Genomic DNA, 16,032 nt, shown 5'->3' on the forward strand with positions numbered 1-16,032 from the left:
GCGTCGAGAAGCTGGATAAAAAGCCTCGGAAGGATACGCTGCGGGTCGGGTCGAATCCACCCGAATCGCATCGTTTGCAGCGTGCTCTTGCGCATTGATTCATGCGTTTCGCGTGCCTCGGCAGGGCACACTCGTCGCATTGGCAGACAGCGTCGTACAGACAACCGATGCGGCCGCGCGACTGCCTGACCGGCGCAGATGGCAGCAGCCTGTGTCAATGACTGGATTCGTGTCATCCATAAAATGTAAACTCCCCGGTATAGGTGATCCATGGATGCCTCCACGACGGCCTCGGCCGACGCGGCGCTGCGGATCGCGGCGGCTCCCCGGCCGTCGGGACAAACCAATGACACACGACACACGGATCGCGATGCAGTAACTAGTCACGCCCGACTTGCTGCAGCGCGTTACGACTGCGACCCACTTCCCGTTCAAGCATCTTATGGAGCTCCCATGAAGTTCTCTTTACCGCGCACACCCGTGCTGTGCCTGAGTCTGCTGGCCTTGGCCGCATGCGGCAAAGGCAAGGATCAGGGGCCGCCGCAGATGCCAACGCCGGAAGTCGGCGTGCTGGTCGCACAACCGCAGACTTCGCCGCTCACCCGCGATCTGGTCGGGCGTCTGTCGCCGTTCCGCAGCGCGGATGTCCGCGCACGCGTCGCTGGCGTCCTGCTGAAGCGCACCTACGACGAAGGCACCGACGTCAAGAAGGGCCAGGTCTTGTTCCAGATCGACCCGGCGCCGCTGAAGGCGACGCTTGATGCGAGCCTGGGTTCGCTGGCACAGGCACAGGCGACCTACACCAACAACAAGGTCACTGCACAGCGTTCGCGCGAGCTGGCGCCGAAGGGCTACATCTCCAAGTCCGATCTGGACAACGCCGAAGCCGCCGAGCGCAATTCGGCGGCCGCCGTGCAGGCGGCCAAGGCGAATGTGCAGTCGAGCCGGATCAACCTGGGTTATGCCAGTGTCACGTCGCCGATCGAGGGTCGCGCCGGACAGCAACAGGTCACGGAAGGCGCGCTCGTCGGCAGCGGCGAAGCCACCTTGCTGACCACGGTCGACCAGCTCGATCCGCTGTATGTCAACTTCACCTTGAGCTCGATCGATTTCGACCAGCTGCGCCGTGCACAGGTCAGTGGCAATGTCACCTTGTCCGACCGCAGCCAGACGCACGTCGAAGTCGCCCTGCCCGATGGCAGCACGTACGACCAACCGGGCACGCTGGACTTCTCCGACGCCGCCGTGAACCAGTCCACCGGCGCGATCAACCTGCGCGCGCAGCTGCCGAACCCGCAGCACGTGCTGTTGCCGGGGCAGTACGTCACGCTCAAGGCGAATCTGGGCGAGCGCAACAAGGTGTTCCTGATTCCGCAGCAGGCGATCCAGCGCGACACCATCGGCGCCTATGCGCTGGTGGTCGGTAGCGACGGCAAGGTGGTACGCAAAAACGTCGACGCGGACCAGGCCAACGGCAACAACTGGGTGATCACCAAGGGACTCGCCGGCGGCGATCAGGTGATCGTGTCCGGCCTGCAACAAGTGCAGGAAGGCCGCCCGGCCAAAGCCACGCCATGGCATCCGGGCCAGGGTGACAGCAACGCCGCCCCCGGTCAGGGCGCGGCACCGACCAAGCCCGACGCGAAGCCGGCCGATAAATCTGCGCAGGGCGGCGACAAGTCCGCCACCCAGCAGTAACGGAGTTTTTCATGCTGCCCAATTTCTTTATCGAGCGCCCGATTTTTGCGTGGGTGATGGCGATACTCATCAGCTTGGTGGGCGCGATTTCCGTGCTCGGCCTGGGCGTCGAGTCCTATCCCACGATCGCGCCGCCGCAAGTCGTGATCAATGCCACCTACCCCGGCGCCAGCGCCGACACGGTGGAAAAGAACGTCACCCAGGTGATCGAGCAGCAGCTGACCGGCATCGATCACCTGCTGTATTTCAGCTCGTCCTCCAGCTCCAACGGCACGGCGGCCATCACGGCCACCTTCGAGACCGGCACCAATCCGGATATTGCACAGGTGCAGGTGCAGAACAAGATGAACCTGGCCAACCCGCGCCTGCCCAGTGCGGTGACTGCGCAGGGCGTGGTGGTGGCCAAGAGCAACCCCGACTTCCTGATGTTTGTCGCGTTGACCTCGGAGAATTCGAGCATCGACGGCGCTGCGCTCAGCGATCTGGTGGCATCGCAGGTACTCGATCAAATCGGCCGCGTGTCCGGCGTCGGCAACACGCGCCAGCTCGGTTCGGAATACGGCATGCGCATCTGGCTGAACCCGGACAAGCTTCAGGGCTACGGCCTGTCGGCGACCGACGTGCAGACGGCAGTGTCCAGCCAGAACGTGCAGTTCGCCGCCGGTTCGCTGGGCGCCGATCCAGCGCCTGCGGGTCAGGTGTTCAACGCCACCGTATCGGCAGAGGGCCGCTTCACCAGCCCGGCCCAGTTCGGCGACATCATCCTGCGCGCCAATCCTGACGGCACCACCGTCAAGCTGAAGGATGTCGCGCGAATCGCCTTCGGTCCGCAGACCTATGGTTCCACCGCAGTCTGGCGCGGCAAGCCGTCCGGCTCGTTCGGCGTGCAGTTGCTGCCGGGCGCCAACGCATTGAATGTCGCCACCGCCGTGCGCGCCAAGATGGACGAGCTGGCCAAGTCGTTTCCGCCCGGCGTGAAGTACGAGATTCCGTACGACAGCACGCCGTTCGTGAAAATCTCGATCGAGGAAGTGGTGCAGACGCTGGCCGAGGCCATCGTGCTGGTGTTCCTCGTAATGCTGATCTTCCTGCAGAATTTTCGCGCGACGATCATCCCCACGCTGGTGATTCCGGTGGCGCTGCTGGGCACTTTCATCGGCATGCTGTTGCTCGACTTCACCATCAACCAGCTGACGTTGTTCGGCATGGTGCTGTCGATCGGCATCGTGGTCGACGATGCGATCGTGGTGATCGAGAACGTCGAACGCATCATGACCGAGGACAAGGTCGGCCCGAAGGAAGCAACCAAGAAAGCGATGAGCCAGATCAGCGGCGCCATCATTGCGATCACCGTCGTGCTGGCTGCCGTGTTCGTGCCGTCGGCATTCCAGGCCGGCGCAGTCGGCGTGATCTACAAGCAGTTCGCGCTGACGATCGCGGTATCGGTGTTGTTCTCCGCTCTACTCGCGCTGAGCTTCACGCCAGCGTTGTGCGCGAGCTTCCTGAAAGCCAGTCACGAAGAGAAGGACAAGAATGCCGTCTATCGCGGCTTCAATAAAATCTTCGGCAAAGTCACCACGAAGTACACCGGCCACATCGGCAGCGCGGTCAAGCACGCGCCGCGCTGGATGGCGGTGTTCGTGGTGCTGGCCGTGGTGATGGGCGTGCTCTACAGCCGCCTGCCGACCAGCTTCGTGCCGGACGAGGACAAGGGCTTCATCCTCGCCGTCGTGTCGCTGCCCTCGGGCGCCACGCTTCAACGCACCATGAATGTGATGGATCAGGTTCGCACGACGCTCCGAAAAAATCCGGGTGTCGACGACGTCTTCGAGATCGGGGGCTTCAGCTTCGTCGGCAGCGGCGAAAACACCGGCATGGCCTTCATCAAGTTGAAGGACTGGAGCGATCGCAAATCCACCGCTGCGGAAATCATCGGCCAGGCCAACGGCGCGGTGCACAGCATCCGCGATGCGCAGATCTTCGTTGTGAACCTGCCAACCATCGCCGGCCTCAGCCAGTTCGGTGGCGTCGACATGTACCTGCAGGCGCGTGCCGGTCAGTCCCGTGATGAACTGGCAGGCGCCATGATGACGGTGCTCGGCAAGGCGTCGCAGGACAAGACCTTGTTCGGCATTCGTCCGAACATGTTGCCGCCGGCGCCGCAGTTGAACCTGACCGTGGATCGCGTGCAGGCGCAGGCCATGGGCTTGCAGGTCAGCGACATCTACAACGCCATCGCGCTGGCGCTGGCGCCGGTCTATGTCAACGACTTCAGCTACGGCGGCCGCGTCAAGCGCGTGCAGATCCAGGCTGACCAGCCGTATCGCATGGGCACGGATGCGTTGAACCACCTGTTCACTCCCAGCTCGAACGGTACAACTGCCGCAACAGCCGGCGGAACGACGTCGGGCACGACCGGTATCAACATCACCAACAACATGATTCCGTTATCCAGCGTGGTGCATGCCAAGTGGGCCAGCGGCTCACCTGCCCTGCAGCGCTACAACGGCTACGCGGCGGTTGAGATCGTTGGCAATCCCGCGCCGGGCAACTCGACCGGCCAGGCGATGAAGACGATGGAAGGCATCGTCGGCAAGAACCTCTCGTCGCAGTTCGGTTACGACTGGACCGGTCAGTCCTACCAGGAGTTGCTGGCCGGCAATACCGCGACCTTGCTGATGCTGCTGTCGATCGTGGTGGTGTTCCTCTGCCTCGCGGCGCTCTACAACAGCTGGTCGGTGCCCGTGTCGGTGCTGCTGGTGGTGCCGCTCGGACTGCTCGGCGTGGTGCTGTTCTCGATGATGCGCGGCCTGCCGAACGACGTGTTCTTCAAGATCGGCATGGTGACGGTGATGGGCTTGGCCGCGAAGAACGCGATCCTGATCATCGAATTCGCCGTCGACCTGCAGAAGGAAGGCAAGCCGCTCGGCGAAGCAGTGGTCGAGGCGGCCCGGTTGCGTCTGCGACCCATCCTGATGACCTCGATGGCGTTCATCCTCGGCGTGTTCCCGCTCTTCATCTCCACCGGTGCCGGCGCCAATGCGCGCCACGCGATCGGCACCGGCGTGATCGGCGGCATGCTGTTCGCCACCTTCCTCGGCTTGCTGCTGATCCCGGTGTTCTACGTGGTGGTGCGCCGCCTGCTCGGTGACAAGCTGGAAGGCAACGGTGATCAGAAGCAGTTGCCTGATCATGGTGGTCACGGCGGGCAACCGTCAGGCTCGCAGCCTGGACATCAACACTAGGCATTGAACCTTGATTGCTCTTCTTCGCGAACAATCATTCTTCCGCAGACTTGTTGCACGCCATAAAGAAAAAGCCCGGACAGATTTCCCTGCCCGGGCTTTTTCATTTCTGGCTTGGCGCGAACTCAGCGCAAACCAGTTTCCGCGCGTGCGATCACCAAGCGCTGGATCTCGCTGGTGCCCTCGTAAATCTCGGTGATCTTGGCGTCGCGGAAGAACCGTTCGATCGGCATCTCCTTCGAGTAACCCATGCCACCGTGAATCTGCACGGCCTGATGCGCGATCCACATCGCCGCCTCGGATGCCACCAGTTTGGCCATCGCCGCTTCCGTGCCGAAACGGCCACCATTTTTTTCGGCCTCGCCCTTGGTCCACGCTGCGCGCAGCGTCAGCAGCATGGCTGCATCGAGCTTGCATTTCATGTCGGCGATCTTCGACTGCGTCATCTGAAACGTACCGATGGGATGGCCAAACGCCTTGCGATCACGCACCCATTGCAGCGTGGCTTCGTACGCAGCGCGGGCGATGCCGACGGCCTGCGACGCGATGCCGATGCGTCCGGCGTCGAGCACGCCCATGGCGATCGAGAATCCCTTGCCTTCATCACCGAGCAGATTCTCTTTCGGACAAACGTAGTCGGCGAATTCGATCTCGCAGGTGGCCGACGCGCGAATGCCCAGCTTCGGTTCGGACTTGCCCGCTAGGAAGCCCGGCAGCTTGGTATCGATGATGAAAGCCGACACGCCCTTCGCGCCGATCCCCGGCGTCGAAATCGCGAACAGCACAATGTATCGCGCCACCGGGCCGGAAGTGATCCAGCTTTTCTTGCCGTTGATGACCCAGTCGCCGTTGGCATTCTTGGTTGCGCGCGTGTGCATCGCCGAGGCATCCGAACCGGATTGCGGCTCGGTCAGCGCGTACGCACCGATGGCTTCGCCGGTGGCGATGGCCCGCACGAATTTTTGTTTCTGTTCCTCGTTGCCGTGCTTGAGGATGCCGTTGCAGAACAGCGAATTGTTGACCGACATGATGGTCGATGTGGCTGCATCGGCTGCGGCAATCTCGATCATCGCCAGCACGTACGCAACCGGGTCCATCGCCGCGCCGCCGTAGGCTTCTGGCACCTCGATGCCCATCAGGCCGAGCTGGCCCATTTCGCGGATGTTCTCCAGCGGAAACTCACCCTTGGCGTCGAGTTCGGCGGCCACTGGCACGATGCGTTTCTGTGCGAAGTCACGGGCAATCGACTGGATCGACAACTGGTCTTCGGTAAAGCTGAAATCCATGCGCTACTCCTGGCGCCGCACGAGTCGGCTGATCAAGAAACCCTCAGGCCAAAGGCCAGCCGCGCATTCTAGCTGTCCGCGCCAGGCGCGTCGTCTTTCGCCGACACGGCTGCGAACAGAGATCCCCGCGCTTCAGCGCTTGACGCCCCGGCAAACCGCAGCCAGACTAGTTATCTCTGTATCGCGATATAAGGATGCACCCATGGACCTGGCGACCGCTTCCAGCGTGCTTCGCCTGCTGGCCGACCCGACGCGCGTGCGCCTGCTGGCTTTGCTGGAGCACGAGGAACTCACCGTCGCCGAGCTGGCTTCGGTACTGCATCTGGCACAGCCGCGCGTGTCCACACACCTGGCCAAATTGAAGGAGGCGGGCCTGGTGCGCGACCGTCGCGCTGGCGTGTCTGCCTACTATCGCGCCAACAACGAAAGCGACGAGGCGCAACACGGCTTGCTGGTGTCGCTGCGCGAAAGCATCGACGACGCGCTGCTGCGCGAAGACAGTGCGCGACTCCCCGGCGTGCTCGCTCATCGCGCGCGCGAAGAAGGCTGGGCCGACACCGTGGCCGGCGACATGGAGCGGCACTATTCTCCCGGGCGCACTTGGGAAACGCTCGCGCGTTCGTTGCTGCAATTGCTCGTCACCGGCGATGTGCTGGACATTGCTTCGGGCGACGGCATCACGGCGGAATTGCTGGCGCCACATGCGCATTCCATCGTCTGCGTGGATTCAAGCGAGCGCGTGGCGGAAGCCGCTTCGAAGCGGCTCCAGTCCTTCGCCAACGTGCAGGTGATTCATGGCGACATGCATGCGCTGGAGCTCGGCAAGAAGCGTTTCGATCTTGTATTGATGCTGCACGCCCTGACTTATGCGGAACAACCTGCGAAGGCCGTGGCCGAAGCGGCACGTGTGCTGCGCCCCGGCGGTCGCCTGCTGGCAGTCACGCTGGGACAGCACGATCACCGCGCGGCCGTCGAGCCGTTCGACCATCGCAACCTCGGCTTTCGCAGCGAGCAACTGGATGGATTCGCCCACGCCGCCGGCCTGGACGTGATCAGCTGCAATCGCGTCAGTCGCGAACGCAAGGCGCCGCATTTCGAAGTAATCAGCCTGCTCGCGCGCAAGCCGGCATGACGATTCGTCGACAAGACATGCAAGACCCGAGGACATCCCAATGAGCACCCTGCCCTTCATCCATCCCGAACGCGTCGCCCTGCTCGAACAGGCGCTGCGTCAGCGCATCCTGATTCTCGACGGCGGCATGGGCACCATGCTGCAGGCGCATGAGCTGGATGAAAACGGATTCCGCGGCGAGCGCTTCGAACACGGTCACGATGGCCACGCACACGATCACGCCGGCAGCTGCGACCTGAAGGGCAATAACGACCTGCTCACGCTGACCAAGCCGGACATCATCCGCGGCGTGCACGCAGCCTATCTCGAAGCCGGCGCCGATCTGGTCGAGACGAACACCTTCAACTCCACGCGCATCAGCCAGGCCGATTACAAACTTCAGCACCTAGCATACGAGTTGAATCTCGAAGGCGCGAAGCTCGCCCGCGCTGCCTGCGATGCCATGACCGCGAAGACACCGCAACAACCACGCTTCGTGATCGGCGTGCTCGGCCCCACCAGCCGCACCGCTTCGCTATCGCCCGACGTCAACGACCCGGGCTTTCGCAATGTCACCTTCGAAGAGCTCGCGGAAAATTACACCGAAGCCACCAACGGCCTGATCGATGGCGGCGCCGACGTGATCATGGTCGAGACGATCTTCGACACGCTGAACGCGAAAGCCGCGCTGTTCGCTCTGAGCGAGCTGTTCCATCAGCGCGGTGCGCGCATGCCCGTGATGATTTCCGGCACGATCACCGATCGCTCCGGACGTACGCTTTCCGGCCAGACCGCGGAAGCTTTCTACTATTCCGTGCGCCATGCGCGTCCGCTCTCGGTGGGCTTCAATTGCGCGCTCGGTGCGGACGATTTGCGTCCGCACATCCAGACGCTTTCGACCATCGCTGAAAGCTACGTCAGCACGCATCCAAACGCCGGCTTGCCGAATGCGTTCGGCGAATACGACGAAACACCCGAACACATGGCTGGCGTGATCGGCGGCTTCGCCCGCGACGGCCTGCTCAACCTGGTCGGTGGTTGTTGCGGCACCACGCCCGCGCATATCAAGGCGATCGCCGAAGCAGTGCGCGAATTTGCGCCGCGCGCGCTGCCATCGCTTGAAGTGGCCGCTGCGTGACGTGTTTCTTTTTCGCAGACTTTTCGGTGCGTCCGATGAGCCATGACATGGAATCCTGTTGTCGATGAGTAATCCCCGCCACACGCGACTGTCCGGCCTCGAACCGCTGGTGATCACGCCCGAGCTGTTGTTCATCAACGTCGGCGAGCGCACCAACGTCACCGGTTCGGCGCAGTTCAAGAAACTGATCAAGGAAGATCGTTACGACGAAGCCGTCGAAGTGGCGCGCCAGCAAGTCGACAACGGTGCGCAGATCATCGACATCAACATGGATGAAGGGCTGATCGATTCCGAGGCGGCGATGACGCGCTTCGTGAATCTGATTTCGTCGGAACCCGACATCGCGCGCGTACCCTTCATGATCGATTCGTCCAAGTGGACGGTGATCGAGGCCGGCCTGCGCTGCCTGCAAGGCAAGGGCATCGTCAATTCCATTTCGATGAAGGAAGGCGAGGAGCAGTTTCTCGAACACGCGCGCAAAGTGCAGCAATACGGCGCAGCTGCCGTGGTCATGGCGTTCGATGAACAAGGCCAGGCCGATACCTGCGAGCGCAAGGTGGAAATCTGCACGCGTGCGTACGAATTGCTGACCAGCAAACTCGACTTCCGGCCGGAAGACATCATCTTCGACCCGAACATCTTCGCCATCGCGACCGGCATCGAAGAACACAACAACTACGCGGTGGATTTCATCGAAGCCACGCGCGAGCTGAAGAAGCGCTTTCCGGATTGCCACATTTCCGGTGGCGTCTCCAATGTTTCGTTCTCGTTCCGCGGCAACAACACCGTGCGCGAAGCGATCCACGCGGTGTTCCTCTATCACGCGATCCGCGCAGGCATGGACATGGGCATCGTCAACGCCGGCGCGTTGACGATCATGGACGACATCGATGCGGAACTGCGCGAGCGCGTCGAGGACGTGGTGCTCAATCGCCGCGACGACGCCACCGAACGGCTCCTCGACATTGCCGACAACTACAAGGGCAAACGCGGCCTGGCCGTCGTCGAAACACTCGCCTGGCGCGACAAGCCGGTGAAGGAACGCCTGAGCCACGCGCTTGTCCACGGCATCGACCAGTTCGTGGTCGAAGACACCGAAGAAGCGCGCCAGCTTTCATCGCGTCCGCTCGACGTGATCGAAGGTCCGTTGATGGACGGCATGAACGTGGTGGGTGATTTGTTCGGCGCCGGCAAGATGTTTCTCCCGCAGGTGGTGAAATCCGCACGCGTCATGAAAAAAGCCGTGGCTTATCTGCTCCCGTATATCGAAGAAGAAAAATTGCGCACCGGCGACACTGGCAAGAACAACGGCAAGATCATCATGGCCACGGTCAAGGGTGACGTACACGACATCGGCAAGAACATCGTCGGCGTGGTGCTCCGCTGCAACAACTTCGAGGTGATCGATCTGGGCGTCATGGTACCCGCGCAAAAGATTCTCGAAACCGCCATCGCGGAGAAGGCCGACATGATCGGCTTGTCCGGACTCATCACCCCGTCACTGGAGGAAATGAGCCAGGTCGCGCGCGAAATGCAGCGGCAGGATTTCCACATTCCGCTGCTGATCGGCGGCGCCACGACGTCACGTGCGCACACCGCGCTGAAGATCGAACCGCACTACAAGTCAGGCACCGTGTGGGTGAAGGATGCCTCGCGCGCCGTAGGCGTCGCGCAGTCGCTGGTCAGCAAGGATCTGGTCGAGAATTTTCTTGCCAAGGTGCGCGCCGACTACGCCGATGTGCGCGAACGTCATCGCAATCGCGGTCCGGGCAAGCAGCTTGTGTCGCTGGAAAAAGCGCGCGGGCAACGATTCCGTTGTGACTGGGACACGTACGAACCAGCGCAACCGAACACGCCGGGAGTCACCGTCTTCGACGTGTACGACCTCGCCGTGCTGCGTCCGTATATCGACTGGACGCCGTTCTTCCAGACCTGGGAACTGGCCGGCCATTACCCCGCCATCCTCACCGATGAAATCATCGGCACGCAGGCCAGCGAACTCTTCAACGACGCGCAGACCATGCTTGACAAGATCGTTGCCGAGAAGTGGCTGACGGCGCGTGCCGTCATTGGCCTGTGGCCGGCAGCGAATGTGGGGGACGACGTTGAGGTGTTTGCCGACTCCGCACGAACCACACCGTTGGGCACACTGCACAGCCTGCGCCAGCAAGCCGACAAACCCGTCGATCGCCCTGACTTGTGCCTCGCCGATTTCATCGCGCCGAAAGCATCCGGAAAACCCGACTGGATCGGCGGCTTCGCCGTCACCGCCGGCATCGGGATCGAGCCACATCTCGCACGCTTCGAGGCTGACTACGACGACTATTCGTCGATCCTGCTCAAGGCACTCGCTGATCGTCTCGCCGAAGCTTTCGCCGAACACATGCACGAACGCGTGCGGCGCGAATTCTGGGGTTACGCGCCCGACGAAGCGCTGCAGAACGACGATCTCGTCGCCGAGAAATATCGCGGCATCCGTCCTGCGCCCGGCTATCCCGCCTGCCCCGATCACACCGAAAAAACCACGCTGTTCGCGCTGCTCGACGTTACGCGCAACACCGGCATCGAACTCACCGAAGGCTTCTCGATGTACCCGGCGGCGGCGGTATCGGGCTGGTACTACTCACACCCCGACAGTCAGTACTTCGTGGTCGGACGGCTGAGCAAGCAACAGGTCGAAGACTACGCGCGCCGCAAAGGCTGGACCATGCTCGAAGCAGAGCGCTGGCTGGCATCGAACCTGGATTACGACCCCGAATGATTCAAGCTCAGCGTCAGCTCAGGCGATCGTATCGCCTGTGACGCTGTTCTTGTGATGACGCAGGTGCACGACCAGGTTGTAGACCGAGACGAACGTCGGAAAGAAATTCGAGATGATGCCCACCGAATCGTTTTTGCCCAGGGTGAAATAGGCGAGCAGCAAAATGCTGCCGAGCACCGACAGCCACCAGAACGACAGCGGCATCACCACACGCTTGTGCTTGCGCGTGTAGTAAAGCTGCACAAACCACCGGCTGGTGAACATCACCGATCCAAGCAGGCCGACCATCTTCCACGGCGTCAGCTGGAACTGCTGGAGCGAATGCATGATGTGGGCGAAATGCGTGCTGAGAAATTCCATGGTCCGGCGCTTCGGCGAATGAAGAACAACGAGTTTACAGTCCGCGTCCTTCCACCGCCTTTCGGACGACGCACCTCCGCGTTCAATCGTCGATATGGCCCTCGGCCCCGTTCCGCCATTGACCCTCCGCGCGACTCCCCCTAGAATTCCGCGCTCGGCGGGCGATTAGCTCAGCGGTAGAGCACTGCCTTCACACGGCAGGTGTCGCAAGTTCGATCCTTGCATCGCCCACCAACAGCATCAATGAAAAAGGCCACCTTGCGGTGGCCTTTTTCATTGTGCGTCGATCGCGGTGTTGAGACTACGTCCGCGCGTCACCACACTATCAATCCGTAGAGCAAGCCCTGCACCCAGGGCCTGCACACACCCGCGTGCGCGTCTGCACGCATCGATCAACGGATCACCAACTTTTTTGCGTAGCCTCGCTAATTCAATATTTCTCGCCAGTTGACACGATTGAGGTTTGAGTCCGGATTTGGCTGCCTCATCTTCAACGTCTTGGGCAAAGCACCAGTCTGACCATACAAAATTGAATACTCACCGCTAGGCAACTGCACGATTTGCAAACCCGTCGTTGCGGAGGTCGTACCGATGGAAGTCACCAGATTTCCCGATCCGTCTTCGATCACGGATTGGCCGGTCGAAAAATCAGCCGCGTAGATATTGCCTTGCAGCGAACACGGATCCAGAGACGGAGTGACCGTCGCCCACGCGATGACCGCAACGCCGGCCGCCGCATCAGGATTCACCACAATACGTTCCGTGCCACCGGAGTCACTGGCTTTTCCAGTGAGGTCGTAATACCAGCCGGTTGCGTTGTCCCCCAGGATCACCGGAGTAACCAAGGGATTGGCCGTCAATATGCTTCGGGTGAGCGGCGCGGCCGGTAATGACGGCGTACTTCCCGTCCCATCCCGCAAGGCATACATGGTCTGCTGCTGTGTATCGTTGAGGTCGCTGGTATCCAGAAAACGCCCCGTCCCCACAAATACGTAGCGCAACGTACCCAGCCCAGTGGAATCGAGGTCCAGTTCAATGCGCGGCGCCGTCGTGACGGGCTGCGGGTTGCCTCCCGAATCCGTGAGGGTGGCCAGCTTGAACGGCGCCGGATACGCCGGCGTCGGCGCACCCGCGATGATCGCAGGTTCGGAGAGATCGAAACGCCACACATTGCCCAACAGATCACCGGCATAAATCTGATCGATCGTTCCGTCGCTGACATCCTGGGTGTAGCCGGTTGCCTGTGCGAGACCCGCAGGCTTGGCAACGGAACCGACACCAGTGTCGATTTTCTGCAGCAAAGCGCCTGTCTTGGCATTCAACACATAGAGCACGCCGTGACCATCACCGGAGCCGGTGTTGTTGTTGTAGCCGGACGTCATGATCACGACCCAGCCGTATTTTCGCGTCTTGACGACCAGCGGACGACCGTAGCTGTAGCCCATGTCAGAGTCCGTGAACTCCCACATGACCTTGCTCTGGCTGAGATTGGTTTCACCGTCAGCCGAAGAGGTACTGTTGCTTCCGGTCGTGCTGATCGCACCGGGTACTGTTGTTAAATTGAGCGCGAAAATCCCCTTGCCGCCCTTGCCAAGGCCGTCCACCAGAATGGTCTGCCACTTTGACGAAGCTGCGGTCGACGCGGTGGGGTTCAGTCCCGTGTATTGGAAGTCCACGTCGGCGACTTGTGGTGTCGCATCCACATAGAAGTGATGGTTCCAGGGATTGGTGGAAACACCGGTCAGGTTGGCGAGCGCGGCCAGTCCATCCACTAGTGGAGTGTTGTTCGGGCCTTTGAAAAGGAAGCTCGGCACGTAGGCAAACAGCTCGCTACCTCCGCCGGTCACCAGATTGCCTGGAGTCGAACTCGTGAAATCAGCGGCGAATGCGTGAAGCATGCCGTCGTTGGCTCCCGCGTAGACAACGGGCTGGCGGTTGAGCACCGACGTGGAAAAGGCGGTGTAGCCTGGATTGGTCGCTTCCGCATAAGAGGGTGACGATGCGCCCTGCACCAACACCGCCTGGGAGTTCACGATATCGCCCAGCACGTGATTGCGCACATGGTAGGTAACGGCTTCGCCTGATTTGTCCCCGCGCAGAAAGTTGACCAGTGACGAACTGCCAATGGCGGTTTGTTCGGGAGCAGGAAGACTGGCGTAGCGGAATGGCACACCCGGCGATGTGCCTGGCGTGCTGCTGGCGCCGTTTGTGTTGGACGTGATGACGCGTCGCCCGGTGTTCCAGCCAATCACCGTCGTTCCGCTCAAACTCTGGGTGAGGTTTTCCAGCTGTGCCTGCGCACTCCACGTCGCACTGCCTGGAACCTGTGTCACGTCACTGCCAGCCGTCGTGGCTCCTATGAAACCGGTCACGTCTCCGTCCCAGCTGATCGGTTTGTACTGCACGTTGTAGATGGGGAAGCCGCTGACATTCGAAAAGTACGGCGCGACGCCGGTAGGTATGCCTGTCAGCGCGCGTGTCGATGTCACGCTCGGCGCCGCGCCGCGCGCAATGCTGGTCGAAGCGACCTTGTTGAAAATTTGCAGTAGACCCGCTTGCAACAAATCCGGTTGGTTACCCAGGAAGAAATTGTCCGGCCGCAGCGTCTTGGCAACCGCCGTCGTCGAATTCGTATGCCAGGTCAGAAAATTCGCAGGCGTGCCGTTGCTATTGATGTCGTTGAAGCCACCATATTTCGACGCAAGCCAGTAGATATTCGGGCCCGCCGAACCTAACCGGGTTGGATCGAAAATATCGTTGCCGGATGTACCGTCATAAATGCCCGGCTCCAGTACATCGACCGCATAGGTATCGACGGTCTGCTTGCCAGACGAATTTGAGATCACTGGGGGAAGACTTGGGTCGCGCGGAGCAGGGTCGTTGCGGATATCGTTGACGTGCGCGTAATACGCCAATCCAGGCATGTAATAGGTGCCCTGATCCCCCCATACCAGTCCTCCCAATGCCGGACTGGACGAGTTCCAGTTTCTGGAATAGCTGTAGCTATTTGGTGTTGTGCTGCCCTCAACCAGCGGAAGATTTCCCATCGTCGTGGTCCACGTCGCCGCGTCCACCGGTGGCACCGTACCGTTCACGGGGATGATGGGCAGTCCACCACCCGCGACAGAACTGGTCAATGTTCCACCTGGAACACGCGTATCGTAGTGCGTGTGGTCGTCGCCAATGGTGACGATCGCATTTGCCTGACATGAATAGCTGATGGGGTCGTTGGGCGGCGTTCCGCCAAATACGGGGAAAGCAGGATCGAGGCTGTTTCCGGCGGTCAGGTTTTTCGTGTAGCCGGCATCCAGTGGCACATGCATGTAATAAGCAAGCGTCGCCCAATAAAGATCCGAGATGGTGTCGTAGGTTTCGTAACCACTGCTCGTGTAACCGAACTTGTTCAGATAATTGATCGCACCGGTCTGCGTGGCGTTGCCGCCGCCAGGTGCAGTACCCGTCGTATCCGCAGTATCCGGATTTGACGGAAAAATGCCGGTGGTCGCATCCCATTCCTTATAGGGGTTGGCGGTACGCGCAGCATTGCCGTTATAAGTTGTAGGGCCGTTATCGCGCAGCAAGGCGCGAACCACGCCGTTACCCTGCCCGTTTCCGTTACCGTTCAGGAATGCATACGCGGACGCACCCACACGGATCTTCGTGAAGTTCTGCTGGATCAACCCATCGGGCTTGTTATAGACACCAGCACCGGGATAATCGCCTGGATCGTGTGCGGAATTGCAATTGGCCTCGAGAAAGTTGGGATCACAGACCTTCACCTGAGCATTATATGTAACCGTACGGGATAATAATAAATTCGAGAAGCTGGAGTTGTTCGACACCAGAATTTTCGTCCCCTGCCCGCCCGACCGAAAGTAAACAGTGCCAGTAAAAGAATCGCCCACGTTTCCAGAAGCATTCACGGACTTGTCGGGAAAGTTTGTGCTGTAGCTTCCCTGCGTTGTCAGGTTCGAGCGAAGCAACACCGTGGTACTTGTGGTATCTGTACTTCGATTGCCGCCAGTCAACGCCTGTCGAAACTCGTCGAGCGCTGCCATGGTTGCCCAATTGAGCACGTTGCCGCTCCAGTGCCCACTGCATGTCGCACTGACGCTTATCGGTTTGAACCACCCGTTTGACGTGTCGTAGTCATAGCATTTTGCGTTGTCGAAATAGCCGAGATATTTGGTCGCCGATGAATAATCGTTGGTGCCCTTGTAAGCAGCCACCAAGCCCGTCGGAAATTCCACGGACAAGGCAAGCATCAGATTGGCGGGAACGTTCGACGCGCTGTAGACCGGCGTATCCGACAGTATGGTCGAGGCAGCTTGTACATTAGCCATACCCGATATCGTCAATACGAATGCCACAAAACCGGCGCCCGGGGTCGACTTCATCAAAGAACGAAAATGCTTGAACATGGTCGCTTCCGT

General features: G+C 60.7%; 8 protein-coding genes and 1 tRNA gene. 6 read left to right on the forward strand and 3 right to left on the reverse strand.

All coding sequences use genetic code 11. The features are described from left to right. Positions 1-453: 453 nt before the first annotated feature. Together GSQ73_RS15220 and GSQ73_RS15225 are read left to right on the forward strand one after the other, a co-directional pair. Positions 454-1,698, forward strand: a complete 1,245-nt coding sequence (locus GSQ73_RS15220) for an efflux RND transporter periplasmic adaptor subunit (RefSeq protein WP_158885476.1) — start codon at positions 454-456, stop codon at positions 1,696-1,698. Positions 1,699-1,712: 14 nt separating this feature from the next. Next, positions 1,713-4,943 carry a multidrug efflux RND transporter permease subunit gene (locus tag GSQ73_RS15225; RefSeq protein ID WP_158886523.1) on the forward strand — a complete coding sequence of 1,077 codons (3,231 nt, stop codon included), beginning with the start codon at positions 1,713-1,715 and terminating at the stop codon, positions 4,941-4,943. A gap of 125 nt (positions 4,944-5,068) precedes the next feature. On the opposite strand, the gene GSQ73_RS15230 is transcribed toward GSQ73_RS15225, so the two are convergent. Continuing rightward, the gene (locus tag GSQ73_RS15230; protein ID WP_158885478.1) at positions 5,069-6,229 is read right to left on the reverse strand and encodes an acyl-CoA dehydrogenase family protein; all 1,161 of its coding nucleotides are present in this window, start codon (positions 6,227-6,229) and stop codon (positions 5,069-5,071) included. Between the two features lie 202 nt (positions 6,230-6,431). On the opposite strand from GSQ73_RS15230, the gene GSQ73_RS15235 reads away from it, so the two are divergent. From GSQ73_RS15235 to metH, 3 genes are all read left to right on the forward strand, one after another. Then, positions 6,432-7,361: a metalloregulator ArsR/SmtB family transcription factor gene (locus tag GSQ73_RS15235; protein WP_158885480.1), complete on the forward strand. Its 930-nt coding sequence runs from the start codon at positions 6,432-6,434 to the stop codon at positions 7,359-7,361. 40 nt (positions 7,362-7,401) lie between these two features. Then, on the forward strand, positions 7,402-8,478 hold the full coding sequence (locus GSQ73_RS15240; RefSeq protein ID WP_158885482.1) for a homocysteine S-methyltransferase family protein: 1,077 nt from the start codon (positions 7,402-7,404) through the stop codon (positions 8,476-8,478). A gap of 64 nt (positions 8,479-8,542) precedes the next feature. Further along, positions 8,543-11,239: a methionine synthase gene (gene metH, locus GSQ73_RS15245; protein WP_158885484.1), complete on the forward strand. Its 2,697-nt coding sequence runs from the start codon at positions 8,543-8,545 to the stop codon at positions 11,237-11,239. Between the two features lie 18 nt (positions 11,240-11,257). On the opposite strand, the gene GSQ73_RS15250 is transcribed toward metH, so the two are convergent. Beyond that, a complete protein-coding gene (locus GSQ73_RS15250; RefSeq protein WP_158885486.1) occupies positions 11,258-11,599 on the reverse strand; it encodes a lipid-A-disaccharide synthase N-terminal domain-containing protein in 342 nt (113 codons plus the stop codon). A 159-nt stretch (positions 11,600-11,758) separates the two neighbouring features. On the opposite strand from GSQ73_RS15250, the gene GSQ73_RS15255 reads away from it, so the two are divergent. Continuing rightward, positions 11,759-11,833, forward strand: a tRNA-Val gene (locus GSQ73_RS15255). A 191-nt stretch (positions 11,834-12,024) separates the two neighbouring features. On the opposite strand, the gene GSQ73_RS15260 is transcribed toward GSQ73_RS15255, so the two are convergent. Continuing rightward, positions 12,025-16,020, reverse strand: a complete 3,996-nt coding sequence (locus tag GSQ73_RS15260; RefSeq protein ID WP_158885488.1) for a PilC/PilY family type IV pilus protein — start codon at positions 16,018-16,020, stop codon at positions 12,025-12,027. Positions 16,021-16,032: the final 12 nt, after the last annotated feature.

Origin of the sequence: Rhodanobacter sp. L36 (genome assembly GCF_009765755.1) — a bacterium.
Taxonomy (GTDB): domain Bacteria; phylum Pseudomonadota; class Gammaproteobacteria; order Xanthomonadales; family Rhodanobacteraceae; genus Rhodanobacter.